This window comes from Pseudomonas sp. ICMP 460, assembly GCF_002723595.1.
Classification (GTDB): Bacteria; Pseudomonadota; Gammaproteobacteria; order Pseudomonadales; family Pseudomonadaceae; genus Aquipseudomonas; species Aquipseudomonas kitaguniensis.
Genome location: NZ_LKBR01000016.1, coordinates 80,460 through 101,844 on the forward strand (window position 1 = coordinate 80,460; position 21,385 = coordinate 101,844).

General features: G+C 61.1%; 17 protein-coding genes. 3 read left to right on the plus strand and 14 right to left on the minus strand.

Features of this window, described 5'->3' with window-relative positions:
* Nucleotides 1-173: 173 nt before the first annotated feature.
* Nucleotides 174-1,979, minus strand: coding sequence for a lipid A export permease/ATP-binding protein MsbA (gene msbA, locus AO240_RS13725; RefSeq protein WP_099236966.1), 1,806 nt, complete (start codon nt 1,977-1,979; stop codon nt 174-176).
* A 159-nt stretch (nt 1,980-2,138) separates the two neighbouring features.
* Between msbA and AO240_RS13730 the strand changes: the two genes are divergently transcribed.
* On the plus strand, nt 2,139-4,022 hold the full coding sequence (locus AO240_RS13730) for an O-antigen ligase family protein (RefSeq protein WP_099236942.1): 1,884 nt from the start codon (nt 2,139-2,141) through the stop codon (nt 4,020-4,022).
* Between the two features lie 4 nt (nt 4,023-4,026).
* Nucleotides 4,027-5,226, plus strand: coding sequence for an acyltransferase (locus AO240_RS13735; protein WP_099236943.1), 1,200 nt, complete (start codon nt 4,027-4,029; stop codon nt 5,224-5,226).
* Here the strand turns inward: AO240_RS13735 and AO240_RS13740 are convergent.
* The 6 genes from AO240_RS13740 to AO240_RS13765 form a co-directional block, all read right to left on the minus strand.
* Nucleotides 5,221-6,105, minus strand: coding sequence for a glycosyltransferase (locus AO240_RS13740; protein ID WP_099236944.1), 885 nt, complete (start codon nt 6,103-6,105; stop codon nt 5,221-5,223). The two genes, AO240_RS13735 and AO240_RS13740, sit on opposite strands and share 6 nt — an antisense overlap.
* A complete protein-coding gene (locus AO240_RS13745; protein WP_099236945.1) occupies nt 6,102-7,250 on the minus strand; it encodes a glycosyltransferase family 4 protein in 1,149 nt (382 codons plus the stop codon). Before AO240_RS13745 ends, AO240_RS13740 begins: the two co-directional genes overlap by 4 nt.
* Before the next feature lie 85 nt (nt 7,251-7,335).
* On the minus strand, nt 7,336-8,748 hold the full coding sequence (locus tag AO240_RS13750; RefSeq protein WP_099236946.1) for a PIG-L deacetylase family protein: 1,413 nt from the start codon (nt 8,746-8,748) through the stop codon (nt 7,336-7,338).
* Nucleotides 8,745-9,641, minus strand: coding sequence for an antimicrobial resistance protein Mig-14 (locus AO240_RS13755; RefSeq protein ID WP_099236947.1), 897 nt, complete (start codon nt 9,639-9,641; stop codon nt 8,745-8,747). The genes AO240_RS13750 and AO240_RS13755 overlap by 4 nt, the downstream gene beginning before the upstream one ends.
* Nucleotides 9,642-11,399 (minus strand): carbamoyltransferase, encoded by a 1,758-nt coding sequence (locus AO240_RS13760; protein ID WP_099236948.1) that lies wholly within the window; start codon nt 11,397-11,399, stop codon nt 9,642-9,644.
* 142 nt (nt 11,400-11,541) lie between these two features.
* Nucleotides 11,542-11,862, minus strand: a complete 321-nt coding sequence (locus AO240_RS13765; protein ID WP_099236949.1) for a YceK/YidQ family lipoprotein — start codon at nt 11,860-11,862, stop codon at nt 11,542-11,544.
* Between the two features lie 171 nt (nt 11,863-12,033).
* Here AO240_RS13765 and AO240_RS13770 point away from each other — a divergent pair, with 171 nt between their 5' ends.
* Complete coding sequence (locus AO240_RS13770) at nt 12,034-14,118, plus strand: TonB-dependent receptor (RefSeq protein ID WP_099236950.1); 2,085 nt, start codon at nt 12,034-12,036, stop codon at nt 14,116-14,118.
* Between the two features lie 174 nt (nt 14,119-14,292).
* Here the strand turns inward: AO240_RS13770 and AO240_RS13775 are convergent, their stop codons facing one another.
* From AO240_RS13775 to waaF, 7 genes are read right to left on the minus strand one after another with little or no spacing between them, the layout of a single operon-like run.
* Complete coding sequence (locus AO240_RS13775; protein WP_099236951.1) at nt 14,293-15,732, minus strand: lipopolysaccharide kinase InaA family protein; 1,440 nt, start codon at nt 15,730-15,732, stop codon at nt 14,293-14,295.
* The gene (locus tag AO240_RS13780; protein ID WP_099236952.1) at nt 15,732-16,484 is read right to left on the minus strand and encodes a lipopolysaccharide kinase InaA family protein; all 753 of its coding nucleotides are present in this window, start codon (nt 16,482-16,484) and stop codon (nt 15,732-15,734) included. Before AO240_RS13780 ends, AO240_RS13775 begins: the two co-directional genes overlap by 1 nt.
* On the minus strand, nt 16,481-17,215 hold the full coding sequence (locus AO240_RS13785) for a lipopolysaccharide kinase InaA family protein (protein WP_058415420.1): 735 nt from the start codon (nt 17,213-17,215) through the stop codon (nt 16,481-16,483). The genes AO240_RS13780 and AO240_RS13785 overlap by 4 nt, the downstream gene beginning before the upstream one ends.
* On the minus strand, nt 17,215-18,021 hold the full coding sequence (gene rfaP, locus AO240_RS13790; protein WP_099236953.1) for a lipopolysaccharide core heptose(I) kinase RfaP: 807 nt from the start codon (nt 18,019-18,021) through the stop codon (nt 17,215-17,217). The genes AO240_RS13785 and rfaP overlap by 1 nt, the downstream gene beginning before the upstream one ends.
* Nucleotides 18,018-19,142, minus strand: a complete 1,125-nt coding sequence (locus AO240_RS13795; protein ID WP_099236954.1) for a glycosyltransferase family 4 protein — start codon at nt 19,140-19,142, stop codon at nt 18,018-18,020. The genes rfaP and AO240_RS13795 overlap by 4 nt, the downstream gene beginning before the upstream one ends.
* Nucleotides 19,142-20,203 carry a lipopolysaccharide heptosyltransferase I gene (waaC, locus tag AO240_RS13800; protein ID WP_099236955.1) on the minus strand — a complete coding sequence of 354 codons (1,062 nt, stop codon included), beginning with the start codon at nt 20,201-20,203 and terminating at the stop codon, nt 19,142-19,144. The genes AO240_RS13795 and waaC overlap by 1 nt, the downstream gene beginning before the upstream one ends.
* 1 nt (nt 20,204) lies before the next feature.
* The gene (gene waaF / locus AO240_RS13805) at nt 20,205-21,239 is read right to left on the minus strand and encodes a lipopolysaccharide heptosyltransferase II (protein ID WP_099236956.1); all 1,035 of its coding nucleotides are present in this window, start codon (nt 21,237-21,239) and stop codon (nt 20,205-20,207) included.
* Nucleotides 21,240-21,385 lie beyond the last annotated feature (146 nt).

Consider the following 21,385-nt stretch of genomic DNA (forward strand, 5'->3'; position numbering starts at 1 on the left):
CACAGGGTTACGCGAGGCTTCTCGGATCAAGAGCAGGCGGCCTGAGTGGTCAGATAAAAAGCGGATTCACTTTCTGTGGGAGCGGGCTTGCTCGCGATGCAGACGACTCGGACCACCAGGTACACCGAGTTGATGCCATCGCGAGCAAGCCCGCTCCCACACAGGTTGTAGAATCAGGTGATGTCGGCAGCTACCGGCGCATCCAGGCCCATGGCGTGCAGTCGCGCGTAGTAGCCGTTTTGTGCGAGCAGCTCGGCATGGCTGCCGCGCTCGACAATTCGACCGTCGTCCATCACCAGAATCAAGTCGGCCTTTTCGATGGTCGACAGGCGATGCGCGATCACCAGCGTGGTGCGCCCCTGCATGACTTTGTCCAGGGCTGCCTGAATGTGCCGCTCGGACTCGGTATCGAGGGCCGAAGTGGCTTCGTCAAGAATCAGCAGCGGCGCGTTTTTGAGCAAGGCGCGGGCGATTGCCAGGCGCTGGCGTTGGCCGCCGGACAACAGCACGCCGTTTTCACCGACCGGGGTATCGAAGCCTTTTGGCAACTGGTCAATGAAGTCCTTGGCGTAGGCATCCGCCGCCGCTGCTTCAACGTCTGCCCGCGGCGCACCGGCGAGGTCGCCGTACGCGATGTTGTTGGTCACGGTGTCGCTGAACAGGGTGACGTGCTGGGTCACCTGGGCAATGTGTTTGCGCAGGTTGAGCAGTTTGTAGTCCTCGACTTCAACACCGTCCAGCAGGATTTCACCGCTGGCATGGTGATAGAAGCGCGGAATCAGGCTGGCCAGGGTCGACTTGCCGCTGCCGGAACGGCCCACCAGGGCAATCATTTGCCCAGGCTCGGCGGTAAAGCTGATGTCCTTGAGCACATGGCGTTCGGTGCCGGGGTAGGTGAAGTTGAGGTTACGCACTTCCAGCCGACCGCTGACCTTGTCGCGCTCGACCGTGCCGTGGTCAACCTCTTGCTCTTCGTCCAGTTGTTCGAAAATGCTTTCTGCGCCGGCCACACCTTTCTGGATGGTCGAGCTGACTTCCGACAACTGACGAATCGGCTTGGGCAACAGGCCCGCCAGGGTGATGTAAGCCACCATGTCACCGGCCGACGCGTCGCCACGCAGGTACAGCACCAGAAACATCAGCACCGCCATGGCGGTGTAGATCACCAGTTGCAGCAGCGGCGTGTAGATTGCCCCGGTGCGGGTCATGCGCAGTTGCTTGTCGGTATTGCTCTGGCTGGCCTTAAGGAAGCGCTTTTCCTCGTAGACTTCGCCACCGAAGCTGCGCACCACGCGGTAGCCCTGGATGGTTTCGGAGGCAACGTGCGTCACATCGCCCATGGCTACCTGGATTTTCTTGCTCTGCTTGCGAAACTTCTTGCTGGCCGTGCGGACCATCACTGCAATCAACGGCAGGATAGCGATCATCACCAGCGTCAGGCGCCAGTTCATGAACAGCAGGGAGGCGAACAGGAAGATCACCGTCATGCCTTCGCGGATCACCACCTTGATGGCATCGGTCGCCGCCCCCGTGACCATGGTCACGTTGAAGGTGATGCGCGAAATCAGGTGCCCCGAATTGTGATTGTCGAAGTAGCGGTTGGGCAACGTCAGCAGGTTGTTGAACAACTGCACGCGCAGGTCGTGGACCAGGCCCAGCGAGACCTTGGCCAACAGGTAGTTGCCCAGGAACGAACCCAGGCCCTGCCAGGCTGCAATCAAAATGATCAACAAAGGCACGGCCTGCAGCAATTGCAGGTCACGCAGGTACGGTACGCTGGGGAACAACACCGCTTGCGGGTTGGAAAGGCCGTCGACGAAGTACTTGAGGATGTACCCCAGCATCGGCTGGGTCGACGCGAAAATCAGAAATCCGACGATACTCAATGCGAACAAGCCGGCGTAGGGCTTAACGTAACTGAGCAGGCGGAAGTATATTTTCAAGCTCGAAGGGCTTGCGCTCGGACTAGAGTCGGTCATATCACGCGGCGTTTTGAAAAAGGAGGCTGACTTTAGCACAGCTTCTCTGTTGTACTTGCACCCGGCATGACCCGCAGCCGGGCCGGATGCATTCGGCGACATTATATAGCCACTACCTTAAGATGGCCGGCTTTCTCTTTTCTGGAATGGCTTTACTGTATGCACTCCACGCGCCTCACCTATGGCTCAAATCGTGTTTTCGACTTCCTGGTCCTGTGGGTTTTACCCATTGGATTGTTGTTGTTGCTGAGTTCGCTGTTCTTCGTGACCAATCGCAATGTGCTGCACAAGTTCTACTACGTGCTGTTCAGCGCGCCTACCTTGTTGCTGCTATGCCTGCGCCCGGCCGAAATCAAAGCGATTTTGCGCGAGCCGCTGGCGATAGCGTTTTTGGTGTTCTCCGCCTGGGCGCTGACCAGCCTGTTCTGGAGCCCTCAGCCTGAGACCGACTCCGACCTGTTTAAACGCCCGCTGCATACGTTCATGCTGTTTGCAGGTTTTGGCCTGTTGCTGCACTACCGCAACGAACTGTTCAAGCCGATATTCTTCAGCGCCGCGGTGATTGCCCTGGTGGTCTGTGCCTGCAACCTGGTGGTCTTTGCCCCGCATTTCGCAGAGGGCGAACGCATGATTGGCGGGCGCGGAGCGCTCGACAACCCGCTGCTCAGCTCACATGTGTTTGGCTTTTTCTGCGTCTATTGGCTGTACGTCTGCATGACCACCAAACGTTTGCAGGTGCTCTGGTTCAGCGTGCCGGCGCTGGCAATCATGGCCGCTGCGATTCTTGCGACAGGTTCCAGAACCCCACTGGTGGCACTGGTGCTTGCGGTGCTTTGGCTGAGTTTCACCAGCCGCAACCGCCGCTCCGCGCTGCTGATCGCGGGCCTGTTGGTGGGCGTGGCGGCGCTGTTGCTGCTGTGCCCGGAACTCATCACCAGCCGTGGCAGCTCCTTTCGCTTCCAGTTGTGGGATATGTCGCTGCAACGTATCGCCGAGCATCCGTGGATCGGCCACAGTTACGATTCCGAGCTGTACCTGACACCGGCACAAGGTATCGTGCTGCGCGAAACTCACAGCTTCGCCCTGGGCGTGCTGTATTACGTCGGCATCATCGGTTTTATACCGTGGATCTTCATGCTCGGCTGGGGCTTGTACAAAAGCTTCAAGGAGCGCGCGCAGCCGCTGTTCATCCTGGCGTCGTCGCTGCTGGCGTATGGCATCGGCGCGGGCCTGACCGAAGGCGGCGGCATCCTCTCGCGGCCCAAGGAGCACTGGTTTCTGCTGTGGATCCCGCTGGCCATGATCGCCGGCCTGAGCATTGCCCAGCGGCGCCGCAGCTTGCTGCGCAGGCCGGTCAAAAGCCTCAAGCCCGACGCCTTCGAACAGCTGTGCAGCAACGCCCAGGTCATCGAGGCCGATGGTCTGGGACCCAAAGTGTTGCGCCTCGAAGACGGCAGTTTCCTCAAGCTGTTCCGCGCCCGTCGCTGGTACACCTCGGGCAGCTTCAACCCGTATTCCGAGCGTTTTGCCAGCAACAGCGAGCAACTGCGTGAGCACGCGACCCCAGCGCCGTCTATCCTCGACCTCTTCAGCTTGCACGACGGCAGCAGCGCCGTACGCTATCAGCCGCTGCCGGGGCTGACGTTGCGCCAAGCCCTGCAAAGCCTCGACAGCAGCCTGCGGGAATCGCTGGTTGAGCGTTTCGGGCGGTTCATGGCGCAGTTGCACGAGCGTGGTGTTTACTTCCGCTCGCTGCACTTGGGTAACGTCTTGTTGATGGATGACGGCGAATTCGGCCTGATCGACGTCGCCGACATGCGCATCTATCCGTCAGCGCTGCGCAATGCGCTGCGCCAACGCAACCTGCGGCACATGCAACGCTACCCGCAAGACCGCAACTGGCTGTTCGAGTCGCATTTTGAACAATTAGCTAAAGGCTATGCTTCTGTGGCATCGCCGAACGCCACGGCAAAAATCCGCGAGCAGGTCCAAGCATTCACTCGCCCAGCCACACTCGGCGAAAGCCCAACTATAAAAAGGTGATGGCTTGACCCCCTGGATTTCCACCCCCCTACTGGCCATTGCGGTATACGCACTGGCCATTTGCACTGCATCCATCCTCCTGCACCTGTTCCCGCGTATTCGCGAGAGTCTGGTTGCCACCGGCAGCCAGCGTTTCGCAAGTATCGACGGGCTGAGGGGTTATCTGGCACTCGGCGTATTCATTCATCACGCGGTGATCATCTGGATCGCGCTGAATACCGGCATCACGGAAGTCCCCAAAAACAAGTTTTACGCACAGACCGGCCTGGCCAGCATCGCGCTGTTTTTCATGATCACCGGGTTCCTGTTCTGGGGGCGACTGCTCAAGCAACGCCAGGACCACGACTGGCTGGCCTTCGCCATTTCTCGCCTGTTTCGCATCTATCCGCTGTATTTGCTGCTGCTGGCGGTGGTGGTACTCGGCGTGTTCGGCCTGCAAAATTGGTCGCTGATGGAAACACCGACGCAGTTGCTAAAGCATATCGCGATGTGGCTGACCTTTGAGCGGCCAGACATCAACGGCTACCCACAGACCGGCAGCATGATTGCCAACGTCACGTGGACCCTGGCCTACGAGATGTTTTTCTACCTGAGCCTGCCGTTTTTTGGCGCGCTGTTCATCTACCGAGGCGGCTGGCATAAAACGGCGCTGGCGGTACTGGCGATTGTGCTGGTGTATCAACTGGTGGGCTGGGAGCATTCCCTGCGCACGCACATTCTGCTGACCTTCGTCGGCGGCATTGCGGCAGCCTATTGGGTGCGCAACCCTGCGCTGGTAGCGTGGGGCCAGACGCGACTCGCAGCCGTCATCGCACTGGTGGCCCTGGCGCTGGTGATGGGCGCCTTCCGCAAAAGCTTCTCCATCGCGCCACAGCTCTTGCTGACAGTGTTTTTTGTGGTGGTAGCGTCGGGCAACACCTTGTTCGGTGCGCTGCGGCTGGCAAGCGTGCGCTGGCTGGGTGAGGTCAGCTACAGCACCTACCTGCTGCACGGGCTACTGCTGTGGCTGGCGACCACACAGGTACGCGCACTGCTGGCGATTGATCTGCGCGGCGCCATGCCGTATCTGGCGATGCTGGCGGTGATTACGGTGCTGCTGGTGATCATCAGCACCTTGAGCTTCCTCTACATCGAGAAACCCGGCATCGAGGCCGGCAAGCAGGCGCTGCGGCGCCTGCGTCGAGCCAAACTCGAAAGCCTATGAGCTGCGCAGCGGCGCCAGGTACAGCCGCGCCAGCCCGCGCAAGGTCTTGCGCCCCCAGAACTGCAACGGGATTTGCTTGAGAATCTCGCGCGCCAGCACCCGGTCACGGTTCGCCGTCTTCAAAAACATCGAATTCAGGAACCTGTAACGCACTTGATCATAGGCCGGGTGATCGCTGAACAACGCGTAGCTCTTGAGGATGTTCTGAATCATGTAGCGATGATTCTTGTAGGTGTTGCTGCCGTGCTGACGATAACGCGCCATCACCACACCCAAGGCGTCGATGGTGTAGCCGGCGGCGGTGATTTTTAACTGGATCAGCAAGTCTTCCAGCGGAATCAGCGGGTCAAACCCACCGACCTCCTCCAGCGCTTCGCGACGAATCAACATCGTCGGCGCGGGCGGGAAAGGTTTTCGATCCATGAACATGTCATCGAAATCGAGGCTGCGAAACGGCACATCGAGGTGCTGTTTTTTCGCGGGGTAAGGTTTGCCCTCGCCATCGATCAGTTCGATGTTGCCGGCACAAATACCCACCCGTGGTTTGTCCGCCATGTAGGCAACCTGGGTCGCAATGCGCTCAGGCAACATGATGTCGTCAGAACCGAAAGGCGCGATCAGGCTGCCCTTGGCGCGCGCCACGGCACCGTTCAGAGTGGCCGTAAGCCCTTGGTTTTGCTGCACCTGAAAATCAAAACCGTGCTCGGCCTGCAAGCTCAGGATGCGCTCGACACTGTCGTCTTTCGAGCCGTCATCGACTACCAACAGTTCGATATTGGGGTAGGTCTGGCCGAGCACGCTGAGAATGCTCTGTTCGATGTACGGGCCGTGGTTATAGGACGCGATGATCACCGAGACCAAGGGTTGTTGCTGACTCATGCTCTACCTGCTTTGTGTAAACCGGTTTCGATCAGATCGAGGTACTTTTGCTGAAACTCAGCCAAGCCGTGGTTTTGCTCCAGGTAGCTGAATACTTGCTCGCCCTTGGCCTTCAATTGCTCGTCGCTCATCGCCAGGTAGGTGTCCAGCGCGGCAGCCAGTTGCTCGACATTGCCTGGCTCATGCGACAGCCCGCCCGCGCCTTGCACCAGGGGCAGCATCGCCGGCCCATTGGAGGCGATCACCGGCAAACGCCCGCTCATGCCTTCCAGCAGGGCCAGGCCCAAGCCTTCGACCAGCGACGGCATGGTCCAGATGTCAAACGCGCGCACGTACTTCAAGCCATCCTCACGAAAACCCAACAGATGCGCGCGACCGCTCAGGCCGAGGCGCTCTATGTCGGCGCGCAAATCCGCTTCAATCCGGCCGGCGCCAATGATGCCGACCTGAGCGTTCGGGTATTTGTCTTTAAGCGTGGCAAACGCTTGCAACAGATGGGTATGGCCCTTGATCGGCACCAGTCGGCCCAAGGCGCCAATCATGCGTGCGTCCAGCGGCAAGCCCAAGGCGCTGCGCGCTGCATCGCGCGGCAACTGCAAGGCCTCAGCCTGGGGAATATCGATGGCGTTGGTGACGTAGGTGGTGTTCTCGGAGGTGAAGCCGCAGTTCAGCTCAACCAGGTAATCGCGAACTGCTGCCGAAACCCCCACAAAACGCCAGGCCGGGCTGACCAGGCGCTGGGTCTGGCGCCGACGGTAGCTGCGCGCATACTCGCCAAAACCATGGGAGATGCCGATGCACAGCGGGATCTTCAGCCACCGGTTGAGCGACAACATCATGTTCACCGACTTGAAGCGGTTACAGATGACCACGTCGAACTGCTGTTCGCGGCAATACTTGTAGATCTTCCACATGGCGCCCAAGCGAATGCCCTTGAGGGCTTTCTCTGGAAACTCAAAGTATTTCGAATGATCAGCCACGCTCACGGGCTGGCCTGGCTGCGGACGGCCACTGAGAAACCCCGACGTCACCTCAAAACGTTCAACCGGCAGCGACTTGACGATTTGCTCACCCAGGTCGGCAAAGTCGTTAGCCTTCACGTTGTAATCCGGTTGTAACTGCAACACCTTAAAACGAGGTTTCATAACTCTCCATCCGGCGATCAGGCTGCGGGCAGGCAGCCCGGCGAAAACGGTGCGGCAGGCGGCTCGCAGCCTGCACTCAAATACTTCAGTCGCGCTTCAAGACCCACAACAGCTCATGCCGGCGTACGGCCTTGCGAAAGAATTCATTCTCCCCGTAAGGCGATGGACCACGGCCTGCCAGCAATCGTTGCAAGACCCGGCGTACCCGACGCTTGAACGGCGGGCGCGGCTGCAGGTCATGCATCATACCCAGTGCCATGGCCTTGTCCCGCTGCTGGTTGAGGGTCAGAGGCAGGCTGCACGGCACAAGCTCGGGCGCAGCATCAAAGCGCGGCGGCAAAGCCACGCCCGCGCCTGAATCGCCCATCGGCCAGCGGTCATTATCATGCAGGTGGTTGGCGTAGCCGAGCAATGTGCCCGGTTGCCATTCCAGGCCCTGCAACGCTTCAATAATCGCTGCGTGGGCACAGATGTGGTCCGGGTGCGGGTCGAGCAACGGCGTAGGCAATACGATCACTTGCGGTCGAGCCTTGAGCAACAGCGCCCGCAGGTCGGCGATCAGGTTGTTCCAGGTCGGCGCACCGTCCACATCACCGGGCAAGGCCAGTGCATTGAACTGGCGAAACAGCCGCGTATCGTCCAGTTGCGCTTCGCGGGAAGCCTGCGGCTGGTTCGGCGCAGCCTGCATGGCCGGCAACTGCATGCAGAAGTAACCCAACTGCACACACTGCGCCTCGGGCACCCCGGCCCAACGCGGCACAGCGATGCTGTCCCACGCGCGCAAACGCCCTTTCAGCTGCGCCGCATCGGCCTTGGGCAAGCCCATCTGTTGATAGTGTTCGGCTTCGATCTCGCCTGCGGTGAGGGTGACGATCCAGCTTTCATCGGCCTGGCTGTACAGGCTGAACGCTGCCAACTCGGCATCGTCGGCATGCGGCGCGATCACCATGACGCGCTGGCGGCGGTAATCCGGCTGGCGGAACAGCCACAACCTCGGCTGCCCCTTGATCCGGCAAAAGCGCCCGCGCAGATGCAGGTTGCCGCTGGCCAGCGCTTCGCCTGCGCCCGACAGGTTTAGGTAGCGCCGCCCGCCGACGCCCCGCTCGAAGGCTTGGCAATCGGCAGTATCAAGCCCCGACAACTCAAGCGCCGGGTCAAAAAAACGCCCCAGCCACGAGCTTTTCAGCTCAAGCGCCAGAATCAAGGTTTCATCGCCCGCCAAAGACAACGGCGTGTCCAACACCAATCGCCCAGCGTCCAGGCGCACACCCGGCTGCTCGCTGGCCTCGGCAAACGTGTACTGATAGTCGTCACCGGGCGAATAGAACAGGTGGTCGGCAAACCAGGCCTCATGTGCCGCCCACAGCACCACGGCCAGCACCAGCGGCAACCACCACGCCACCAGCACACCGGCAGCGATCAGCAGCAAAAGGCCGACCAGCAAGGCGATACGCTTGTTGCGCCGATGCTGTTTGAGCAGTAGCTGTTTGCGGCTCATACGCTGAACACCGGCACCGGGTTGCACCAGCGCTCCTTGTATTCACGGTCGGCACGCCCGAACGAGAAGCGCAACGGCTTGTCGATGGCCCGCGCTTGCTCCCAGGCACTTTGCGTATTGAGGAAACTCAACACGCTGCCGGGGCTAAAGGCACGGGTTTGCGGGTCGACACCGCCATTCACGTATTCAACGCTGACCCACTGCGGGGCCTGCACCCGATACACCAACTGCACGGCGATGGCGGCGTCGTTCAAAAACAGTACCGAGCCGATCAGGAACTCCTTGAGCAGCTCCAGCACTTCGGCCAAGCGCTCGGCACCCGTCGCCGCAAAGCCCCAGCGGCGCTGGAACAGGTCGCAATAAATCGCCGCCAGCTCTGTGCTGGAAAACTCGCTGACCGCCCGCACCACGCCGCCCGCCTCTTCCAGCAGGCGCAATTCGCGGCGCTGGTTGTAGCGAAACTTCTTCGACAGGTCTTCAGGCGTGCGCGCCATGGCCAACTGCTCGGCCTGCGGCTTGAGGGTGCTGACGCGCCCTTGATTCAGCGCCGAGAGGTAACGCGCACGGTGGCGCAAGGGCAACTGCGCATCGGCGGCGATCGGCAAAATGATCTCGGCGTTACCCAGATCGAACAAGCCTTTTTTGCCGGTGCGCTTGAGCACATCCTTGGACAAGGCCAGGTCGCGCCCCCACGTGGCAATGGCGCCCTTGAGTTCGCCATCCTGCTCCCAGCCCAAGTAACGCACCGGAATCTGCGCCAGGTTCGCCAAGCGCTCGACCACCTGCGGGTGCGTCGCCACGCTGCCGCCAAAACGCTGCCAGGCCTGGGCGTAAGCGCAGGCCTCGACCGGCACCCAGCCACGCTCACGCCAACCCTGAAAGCGGTTCAGCATTTAGACCACAGCGTCATAAGGGTCCACGCCGTCTTTGACGACCAGGATGTCTTCCATAATCAGGTACTCAAGGTCGGAGCCGAAGAACATGTTCAGCGCGTCGGTCGGCGAGCAAATCATCGCTTCGCCACGACGGTTGAGCGAGGTGTTCAGCGACACACCGTTGCCGGTGAGTACTTCCAGCTCTTTCATCATGTCGTAGTAGCGCGGGTTGTACTCGCGCTTGAGCACCTGGGCGCGGGAGGTGCCATCTTCATGCACCACTTCCGGCACGCGGGTTTTCCACTCTTCCGACACTTCAAAGGTGAAGGTCATGAACGGCGCCGGGTGATCAACCTTGATCATCAACGGCGCTACGGTGTCGAGCATCGACGGGCAGAAAGGCCTCCAGCGCTCGCGGAACTTGATCTGGTGGTTAATGCGGTCAGCCACGCCGGTGGCGCTCGGGCAACCGATGATCGAACGACCGCCCAAGGCACGCGGGCCAAACTCCATGCGGCCCTGGAACCAGGCCACCGGGTTGCCGTCGACCATGATCTTGGCGATGCGCTTGGGCATGTTTTCGATCTGGCGCCATTTAGGCTTGCTCGCGTGCCTGGCACACGCGGCAATCACGTCTTCGTTGCTGTACGACGGGCCGAGATAGACGTGTTCCATCTTCTCTACCGGTACGCCACGGGCGTGCGATACGTACGCCGCCGCGCCGACTGCGGTGCCGGCATCGCCCGAGGCCGGCTGCACGAACAGCTCTTTGACGTCATCACGCGCGATGATTTTCTGGTTCAGCTTGACGTTCAGCGCGCAGCCGCCAGCGAAAGCCAGCTTGCCGGTTTCCTTGAGGATGTCGCCCAAATAGTGGTCGATCATCTGCAGGGCCAGCTTCTCGAACAGCGCTTGCATGCTGGCCGCGTAGTGGATGTACGGCTCGTCGGCGATGTCGCCTTCGCGCTTGGGACCCAGCCACTCGATCAGTTTCGGCGAGAAGTAGAAACCCTTGCCCTTCTCTTTGTAGCGGCGCAGGCCGATAACGTTGGCGTAGTCGGTGTTGATCACCAGCTCGCCGTTTTCAAACGAGGCCAGGCGCGAGAAATCGTATTTGCTGGCATCGCCATACGGCGCCATGCCCATGACCTTGAACTCGCCGTCGAGCATCTCGAAACCGAGGAACTCGGTGATCGCGCCGTAGAGGCCGCCGAGGGAGTCCGGATCAAAGAATTCCTTGATCTTGTGGATCTTGCCGTTCTCGCCGTAGCCGAAGAACGTGGTCGCGTACTCGCCTTTGCCGTCGATGCCGAGGATCGCGGTTTTTTCCTGGAAGCCCGAGCAGTGATAGGCACTGGAGGCGTGGGCCAGGTGGTGTTCAACCGGTTCGATCTTGATTTTTTTCGGATCGAAGCCCAGTTGCTCCAGGCACCAGACGATCTTGTTGCGATAGCGCTTGTAGCGACGGTTGCCCATCAGGATCGCGTCGAGCGCGCGGTCCGGGGCGTACCAATAACGCTTGGCATAGTGCCAACGCGCCTCGCCGAACAGGCTGATCGGGGCGAAAGGGATCGCCACCACGTCAACGTCGGAAGGCTTGATACCGGCCTGTTCCAGGCAGAACTTCGCCGACTCGTAGGGCATGCGGTTCTTTGCATGTTTGTCGCGTACGAAGCGCTCTTCTTCGGCGGCCGCGATCAGCTTGCCGTCGATATACAGGGCTGCGGAAGGATCATGGCTAAGGGCGCCGGACAGGCCAAGAATCGTCAATGCCACAGGGGTCTAGCCTCTTTTAGTCTGCATGCAGGCGCGCTGCGCCTGAAAAAAGTGTGCCCCTCGCCTGGGCGAGAAACAGCTAAAGGGCGGGATTATAGCTTAAAAGCGGTGGAAAGCTGTTAGCGGCAAGCGCCAAGCGGGGCTAGCGGTAGATCTCGATGCTGCCGTCCTGGTTCTGGCGGTAGATCGTGTAAGGCAGTAACACGGTATCGACAATACCCGATGCAGCAATATCAAACAGCACCAGCGGCAACAGAAAATCTGCAGAGGTCAGCGGCGCATTCAGCACGCAGAAATCAAACACCACGCCACTGTAGACCCGCGGAACAGACTGACAGTAAGTCTTCTGCTGGCGCAGCAAATGGGTCGCTGCCATGTCGTCACGCAATACCGTGTTGGTGGTCCCGCAGCCGCTCACGGCAAGGGATGCAAGCAGCAGTGCAACAGTCATTTTCAGTGTCATGAACAGCCCTTCCGAGTGAGCGGCCACGCTAGCACCGCCACCGCTGAGGATTCAGCACTGCAACGCCTATGCACCCCGTAGGAAGAATCCGAAATGATAAAAATCCGTTGAGACACTAAACTCGCAGCCTTTGCGCGTTTATGCCCTATGCGCCACGGATTACGGCTGATCATGAAAACCCTCGCCCGCATCACCCTTTTGTTGCCCGGCCTGCTCGCCTTGAGCGATACCGCGTTGGCTGACGACGCGCCGCTGATCCTCGACCCCAGCGTAGTGACTGGCTCACGCAGCGCCAGCCCGACATTTGACCTGCCGTATTCGGTGGACGGCATCAGCCATGAGCAGATCAGCGACGGCCAGCTCGGCATCAATGCCTCTGAAGTCTTGTCGCGCGTGCCTGGCCTGGTGGTGCAAAACCGCCAGAACTACGCGCAGGACCTGCAGATTTCCTCACGCGGCTTCGGCGCCCGCTCGGCGTTTGGCGTGCGCGGCATCAAGCTGATTGCCGACGGCATACCGGCCAGCACCCCGGACGGCCAGGGCCAGGCCGCCACGTTCAACCTCGACACCGCCGAACGCATTGAAGTGCTGCGCGGCCCGGCCGCCACCTTGTATGGCAGCAACGCCGGTGGGGTGATCCAGATGTTTTCCCGCGACGGCGAAGGCCCGCCGCGCATCGGCGCCGAAACCCTGGTGGGCAGTGATGGCCTGAGCAAAAACCACCTGAGCGCCGAGGGCGCGGCGAATGGCGCAGGGTTTGTGCTCGACGCCTCGCGCATGGACACCGACGGCTACCGCGACCACAGCAGCGCGCGCCGTGACCAGACCTTCGCCAAGCTCAATGTTGAGCCGGACGACGACAGCAAGCTCGCGCTGATCTACAGCAGCCTGGAGCAGAACGGCACGCAGGACCCGCTGGGGCAAACATGGGCGGCCTACAAGGCCGACCCGCGTTCGGTGGCCCCCGCCGCCTTGCAGTACAACACGCGCAAAAGCATCGACCATCAGCAACTGGGCATGAATTACGAGCGCTATTTTGGCGATGCGACGTTGCAGGTGAATGCCTACACCGGGCGGCGCAGTGTGATTCAGTATTTGTCGATACCCGGCGGCACGCCCGCAGACAGGCGCGGCGGCGTGGTCGACTTCGACCGAAAATTCTACGGCGGCTCCCTCCACTGGCTGCAACCGATCACCCGTGCGCCCGGCGAGCTGACCGTGATCACCGGCCTCGACTACGATCGCAGCCAGGATGATCGCCAAGGTTATTCCAACACCCTGAACGGTGTGCACGGCGTCAAAGGCGCCTTGGGCCGCGATGAACTCGACACCGCCACCAGCCTTGACCCGTTTGTGCAAGCCAACTGGCTGTTGGGCGACTGGACCCTGCAAGCCGGCGTGCGTCACAGCACCATGAAGATGGACGTGGACGACCACTTCACAAGTGACGGCAACGACAGCGGCAACCAGACTTACCAGAAGAACACGCCGTCGGTCAGCGTCATGTACGCCTTCACGCCGAACCTGCACGGTTACGTCAGCGCGGGCAGCGGCTTCGAGACCCCGACTCAAGCGGAGTCGGCGTATTCCAGCACGGCCAACGGTTTCAACTTCGCGCTCAAGCCGTCGGTCAGCAAGCAGTATGAAGTGGGTTTGAAAGCGCGCATTGGCGAGGGCACGCGCCTCAATGCTGCGCTGTTCCAGATCACCACCGAAGACGAACTGGTGGTGCAGCAAGCCAGCGGCGGTCGCACCACCTACCAGAACGCCGGCCGTACGTTGCGCCGTGGCTTCGAACTCGGCATCGACAGCCAGCTCAGTCAGCAGTGGAGCACCAACATCGCTTACACCCGCCTGCAAGCCACTTACGACAGTGACTTCGTCAGCGGCGCCAGCACCACCGTCGACAAAGGCAACTACCTGCCCGGCGTGCCGCAAACCACACTGTTCGCCGAGCTGAACTGGAAGCCCCGCGACTGGGTCAGCACCGCGCTGGAAGGCATATACCGCAGCAAAGTGTATGTCGAAGACACCAACCAGCAACACGCCGCACCGGGCTACAGCGTGTTCAACTGGCGCGCGCGTTTCGAGCAGAAGGTCGAGCACTGGACCTTCCACCAGACCCTGCGCCTGGATAACTTGCTTGACCGCCAATACGTCGGCTCGGTGATTGTCGGCGATGGCAATGGCCGCTACTACGAAGCCGCGCCAGGCCGCTCGTGGTATGCGGGAGCCGGTGCGGAGTATCAGTTCTGAGTTTTATAGAGCCTCAATGCTGGCCTGATCTCGCAAGCGCAATGCGGTCAAGTGTGGGAGCTGGCTTGCCTGCGATAGCATCACTTCGGTCTAACTGAAATACCGAGGTGCCTGCATCGCGAGCAAGCCCGCTCCCACAGGAAGCGCTTTTGAGCTGGCCGGGCGCAGGCCCGGTCAAAGCACCCGAGGCAAGCGCTGATCAATCAACCGGTACAACCCGCTGGTTTCCGGCCAATTACGCATAAACCGCGCACGGTCCTTGGCAAACGCCGGCGCAAAACTGCCGACAGAGGCGTGCTGACACATCGCATCCAGGTCGATCAGCGCCCAGCGGTCCCCAGCCCAAAACACGTTATGGCCCTTAAGGTCGCCATGACTGATGCGCTCACCAATCAGCTCGGCAAACAAACGATCCAGCGCCACCAGCTCGTCTTCCGGCGCATCACCGTTCTCAACATACGGCGCAAAACGCTCGATAATATCCGGCCCCGGCAAAAACTCGGTCACCAGATAAGCGCGGCCCCGCAGCCAGAAAAAGCGTTTTTCCAACACCGCAAGCGGCTTGGGCGTCGCAATCCCCAGAAACGCCAGGCGATTACCTTCACGCCACGAATGCCAGGCACGGCTAGGCCGCCAGAAACGCTTGAACCAATGCGCAACGCCCTTGATGTTGTAACGCTTGATCACCAGCGCCCGACCGGCCACCTCGACCTTGCCGACACTCGCCGCGCCACCGGTTTTATACAGATGGCCCTGATCCAGCAACGCGTCAGCCTGCTCCAGCACGGGCATCATCGCGGGTTCTTCCTCACGGCGAATCGCGCGCAATGCAAAGGCGCCGCGTACCACGCTGAACAGCGTGCACTCACGGCCGACCTTGTTCAAAAAGTCCTTCAAGCGCCAAGCGCTGACCTTGCGCACTTGCTGTTCCAGCGCTTGCAGCGGCAACGCGTGTTCGCCGTTGCTCAGCAGGTAATACACCAGCAGTTCTTCGGTGAACGGCTCGAGGTTCTTCGGTAACTGGGCAAAAAACACCCCGAGGTTTTCCAGTACACGGTTGCGCGACAGCGGTTTGCCCGCCACTTCAACGCGAATGCCGGCACCGTCAATCAGGTACAGCGTGCCGCCCTGGCGCAGCAGGTTGTCGAGGTGCAGGTCTTCCTGCCACAGCCCTTTGGCGTGCATCCGGGCAATCGCCGCCAACGCCTCGGCGAGTACGGCGGTTTGTTCGTCGGCCAGCGGCGGCAAACCTTCGACCGCTTGCCAGGCATCGGCCAGGCTTTCGGCGCCTTCAATAAACTCAAACAGCAGCCAGCCGCCCTCGCCTTCCTGCAAGCCATCGGCAAGCAGCAGCGGCGTGGTCAGGCCTTGCTCCGCCAGCAGGCGCACGCCGTTGCGTTCGCGTTGAAAATGCCGTGCTGCTTTGCTGCCCACCAACAACTTGGCCAGCACCGGGCGACCGCGCCATACGGCGGCGCCCACGTAGCGCTCGCCCGGCAACACGCGCAGCAGGCTGAGCAATTGCAACTGCCCTGGGCCTGCGGCGTCCGCCAGCTCGACGGTCAGCGGCAAGCTGGGCGCGCGGCCGGCGGTTTTCAGTTCGGACAAACGCATCAACGGCTCTCCTTGTGGCTGCGACGCGCGGTCAGGCGTTTGAGCCAGGCGGCGACCAGCGCGCTGTCTTCGGGTTGTTGCAGGTAGGCCGCCAGCAATTCGCGCACGTGCGCGTGGGTCCATTGCGGCGCACGGCGCAACAGCGGCTCCAGGTCCTTGACACGATCACGCCAGCCGAACAACAGCGGGCGGGTTTTCTCCAGGTCAATCAACTGCGCGGCATAACCGTCACCGGCGGCCTGCAGAAAAATATGCTTGGGGTAAAAACAGCCATGCACTTGACCGACGCTGTGCAACTGACGAGCCAGCTCGCCGCAGGCTTTAAGGATCGCGTGGTGCTGGGCGTCGCTCAGTTGCGACCAGCGCTCCAGCAGCGAATCCAGGTCGTTCCAACCGTCCAGCGCGCGGGTCAGCAACATCGCGCGGCGCTCGCCCTTAACCTTGCGCTCGCCGAAAAACGCCGCCTGCAATGCCGGAATACCGAGCTTCTGATAGCGGCTGATGTTGCGAAATTCGCGAGCAAAACTCGGCTCGCCAAAGGGCGAGTGCAGCGTGCGCGTCAGGTAGTTGCTCTGGCGCTTGAGGTAGTAACCCTGGCCTTCAAGCACCAGGCGAAACACGCTGCTCCAGCCACCATCGCTGGTATTGGGCTCATCCACCGCGTCCAGTTGCCTGGCCCACAAGGCGTCGAAGGTTGCGAGGCCATGGCGCTCCAACAGAGCGCGGTCATCGGCCGCCAGGAAATCACTCATTCGCGTCCCTCGAAAAACTTCACCACGTGGCGAATTCGCTGTTTATCCGACGCCGTCAGGTGCGAGCGTTGGCGGTATTGCAGGTAAAAGCGCAAGCGCTGGGTGGCGGTCAACTGATACTTGGCCACCTTGTCCAGGCAGGCCAGGTCCTTGGTGATCCGGTATTTGAGCCAGAAGCCGCGCCAGAACGCACCGTTGGGGCAATCGATCAAATACAGCGTGCGCTGGTCGTCGACCAACAGGTTGCGCCACTTCAAGTCGTTATGCGTGAAGTGGTTCTCGTGCATGGTGCGCGTGTATTCAGCGAGCTGACGGCTGATCACATTGACCCACTGCGGGTCGTCCAACCGCGCATCGTCACGCTCGGCCAGCGCCGACAGGTCTTCGGTTTTGGGCAGCTCGCGGGTGATCATCGCACCACGGTCATAGGCCAGCCCTTTGCGCTCCAGGCCCCAGGCCACCACGTCGGCGGTAGGAATACCCCATTTGGCGAAACGCTTGAGGTTCTGCCACTCGGACTTGACCCGTGGCTTGCCCAAGTAGCGGCGCAGGCCTTTGCCGGCACCGACGTAGCGTTTGACGTAGTAATTGACGCCCGCGCGCTCCACCCGAATCACTTCCGACAAGGGGTCGCGGGTCAGGCGCTCGCCTTGCAGCGCAAACACCGCATCAAGGCTGCCAAAATCATCCGCCAAAGCGGCATACGCAGGTTCCAGGTTCCAACCCGCCATCAGATCGCATCCCCTAACCGCTGTTTGCGCGCGTACAGCTTGTCGGCTTTGCGCTGCATCAGGCTCAGCGACGCCGATTGCTCGGCGAGAATCTGGCGCAGTGGCTGGCGAAAATAACCTTTGAGAAAGCGCAACTTGTCACGCTGCGTCAGGCCGATGTCCAGCGCCGAGTAGTACAGCGCAGACAAGTCTTTGTCGCGCCAGCGCAGCGGCAGATGGGCACGCAATTGAGCGCGATGCAGGTCGATCACCGACAACTTGATGTCGCGCGCGTCGATCGGCTTGGCAGTGTCGAGCAGGAAGTGGCACAGGTAGCAGTCGCGGTGGTTCACACCGCCACGGTGCATATCGCCGACCATGCGCGCCAGCTCAGCCGTCAGCGCCAGGCGCAAGGCCGGTGCAGGCGGCTGCGCGGCCCAATTGACGCTGAGGTCTTCGAGGCTGATGGTCGGCGCCAGCTCCTCGGTGATGATGAACGAATGCTGGTCGGCCGGGTTGTTGCCTTTTTCGCCAAAGGCCACGCCGGTCATGGTCGGCACGCCGAGTTCCTGCAAGCGGTGGATGGCATTCCATTCCAGGCCGGCACCGAGCACCGGCAACTTGGCGGTGATCAGGTTCTTGAGGATTTCCGCCCAACCGATGCCGCGGTGGATTTTGACGAAATACGCGCGGCCGTCGACTTCGGTGCGCAACGTGCGCCGCGCCGCCAGCTCGCGAAATACCTGGCCTTGCAGTTTTTCGACTTCGGCGAAGGCGTCACGCCCGGCCCATAAGGTCTTGAACGGTTCGGCAAGAATCAACTTCATCGTTTTGGCTCCGCCAGAATCACATCCGCAGCGTGCTGCGGCATGCTGTAGAGGTCGGCCGTCTCGGCGAAGGCCAACCCATTGCGGCCCCAGGCCGCGCGCTGTGCAGTGTCGGTGAGCATGTTTGTCAGGTACTGATTGAGCTGTGCTTGTTCAAACGGCTCATCCAGCACCAGGCCGCTGTCCGCTTCGGCGATGTAATGCGCGTAACCGCAAACGGCCGAAACCAATACTGGCAAACCGGCCACCAGGGCTTCGAGCAACACGGTGCCGGTGTTTTCGTTGTACGCCGGGTGAATCAACAGGTCGGCGCCCAGCAGGAAACGCGGAATATCGCTGCGGCCCTTGAGGAACTGCACGTTATCGCCCAGCCCCAGTGTGGCGCTTTGCAATTGGAAGACTTTGGGGTCGTCCTGGCCAATCACAAACAGGCGCGTGCGTTTTTTGAGTTCAGCCGGCAACGCGGCCACGGCCTTGAGGCTGCGGTCGACGCCCTTGGTCTTGAAGCCGGAGCCGATCTGCACCAGCAGCAGGTCGTCGTCAGCCAGCTTGAATTCCTTGCGGAACCCTTGCCGAATCTCGGCGGCATCCGGCGGCGCGCGGCGGTCGTGGGCAATGCCCGGTGGCAGCAGGTGGAAGCGCTCCAGCGGGGTGTCGTAATGCTTGATAAACAGCGGTTGCTGCACTTCAGAGATCATCAAGACTTCGGTCTTGGCATCTTTGGCGAACACCGCACGCTCGTACTCGGCAAAGTGCTTGTAGCGGCCAAAGCTTTTGTAAAGCGAATGGCGCAGGTTCTGCGCCTTGTCTTCAAAACAGCCATCGGCGGCGTAGTACACGTCCAGGCCAGGCATTTTGTTAAAGCCGATCAGGCGATCCACCGGGCGCTTGGCCAAGTCAGCGGCCATCCACGCACTGAGTTTCTCGTTGCGTCGGTGATTGAAGAACGCCTTGACCGGCGCCACCAGCACTTCAAAACCGGGCGGAATATCGCCTTCCCAAATCAGCGTGTAGACACGAATCGTGTGGCCGCGTTGCTGGCACTCCAGCGCGATGCGCATGAAGTCGCGCTGCAGGCCACCGAAGGGGAAGTATTTGTACAGAACAAAAGCCAGTTGCATCAGTGCAGCTCCTCAGCCAGTAACAACGTGCTCAGCCGGCTTGCCACACGCTCAGGGTTCAGGCGCGTGAAGCACAGGGGCGACTCGCGCTTGATGTCGAACCGACGCACATCGTCGGCTGTGGGTTGATAGGTACAGTGTTTTTGCAGGCACGGCGCGCAGGGGAAGTCGCTGGCCAAGTGAATCTGGCCCTTGCCGTAGGCGCCGGTGAGGCCGGGATTGGTGGGGCCGAACAGCGAAATGGTCGGCACATCCAGCGCGGCGGCCAAGTGCCCCAGGCCAGTGTCGACCGCCACGCAGGCACGCGCGCCGGCCAACACACGCGCCACGCCGGCCAGGTTCAGCTTGGGCAGCACTTCGGCGTGCGGCAGGCCGTCGGCCAAGCGTTGCGCGCGGGCTTTTTCGTCGGCGTTGCCCCAAGGCAGCTTCACCTCCACGCCCAGGCGCCCCATGCGTTCAGCCAGCTCGCGCCAGTAGGCTTCGGGCCAGTGTTTGGTGTCCCAGGTGGTGCCGTGCAGCAGCAGCACAAACGGTTTTTCAGGCGGCAGGCCCAGCAGTTTGTCGACGCTCAGGCCGTAATCGCCGAGGCCTTTGGGCAAGTCATAGCCCAGCGCAACCGCGAATAGCTGACGCAAACGCTCGACTGCGTGCTGCCCACGCGCAACCGCCAGGCGCCGCGAGTAGAAGCGCGCGGCAATCGGCTCGCGGGCCGAATTTTTATCAAACCCCGCCACTGGCGCACGCACATAGCGTGTCAGCCAGGCGCTTTTCAGCAGGCCTTGCGCGTCGATCACCAAGTCATATTTGGTCGACTGAATGCTCTGCTTGAAGCGTCGCCATTCGCCGCTCTTGAAGGTCTGCCAGAGGTTTTTGCGCCAGCGGCGAATCGCCACCGGAATCACCTTGTCTACAGCCGGGTGCCAGGTGGGAATTTCGGCAAAGCCTTCTTCCACCACCCAATCAAAGCGAATACCGGGGATCGCGCGCGCCGCGTCAGTGAGTGCAGGCAGGGCGTGAATCACATCGCCCAGGGATGAGGTTTTGACGACCAGTACGCGCAAACTAACGGACCTCGACCACGGAGCCCTGCAACCGCTGCAAGGCGTCGCTGATCGGTTGCGGCAGCAACTGTCGAAGGCAATTGTAGTGGCCGAAACGGCACGTGCGGTCAAAACACGGGCTGCAATCGAGGCCCAGGCGCACCACTTCAACCTTGTCGGCCAACGGTGGCGTAAAGCCTGGCGAGGTCGAGCCGTACACCGCCACCAGCGGGCGATTCAACGCCGCCGCCACGTGCATCAGGCCGGAGTCGTTGGACACCACCGAGTCAGCGCAGGAGAGCAAGTCGATGGCCTCGGCCAGTGAGGTGTCGCCACTGAGGTTCACGGCCTCTTCGCGCAGCCCGGGAATCAGGCGCTGGCGAATGTCTTCACCCACCGAGTGATCATTTTTCGAGCCGAACAACCAGACTTGCCAGCCTTCGCGGATCTTCATCTCGGCGACTTTGGCGTAATGCTCCGACGGCCAGCGCTTGGACTCGCCAAACTCCGCACCGGGGCACAGCGCCAGCACCGGCCGGTCGAGCACCAGGCCGAACTTGGCCAGCGCCGCGTCACGCGTTACCGGGTCGATTTGCAGGCTCGGCCGTGGGTACGGCGTCGGCAACTCGGCGCCCGGCTCGTAGGCCAGCGCCATGAAACGTTCGATCATCAGCGGGTAACGCGCCTTGTCGAGCGTGCGCACGTCGTTGAGCAACACGTAGCGAAACTCGCCGCGCCAGCCGGAGCGTTTGGGGATACCGGCAAAAAACGGCACCAACGCCGACTTGAGCGAGTTGGGCAGCAGAATAGCCTGATCGTATTCGCCAGCCAGGGATTTGCCGATGCGACGACGGGTCGCCAGTTCAAGCGCGCCGTGGCCGAGCGGAAAGCTCAAGGCCTTGCGCACTTGCGGCATGCGCTCAAGGATCGGCCGGCTCCACTCGGGGGCGAGCACGTCGATTTGGCAGTCGGGATGACGCTGTTTCAGGCACTGGAACAGTGTCTGCGCCATCACCATGTCACCGACCCAACTGGGACCAACAATCAAAATATTCATGTAGTTTCCACAAACGATGCGGGGAGGCTTACGCCTCCCCGAATCGATGATTACTGCGGATCGCGCTTTTTGTGGGAGCTGGCTTGCCTGCGATAGCATCGCCTCGGTGTACCTGATACACCGAAGCGTCTGCATCGCGGGCGAGC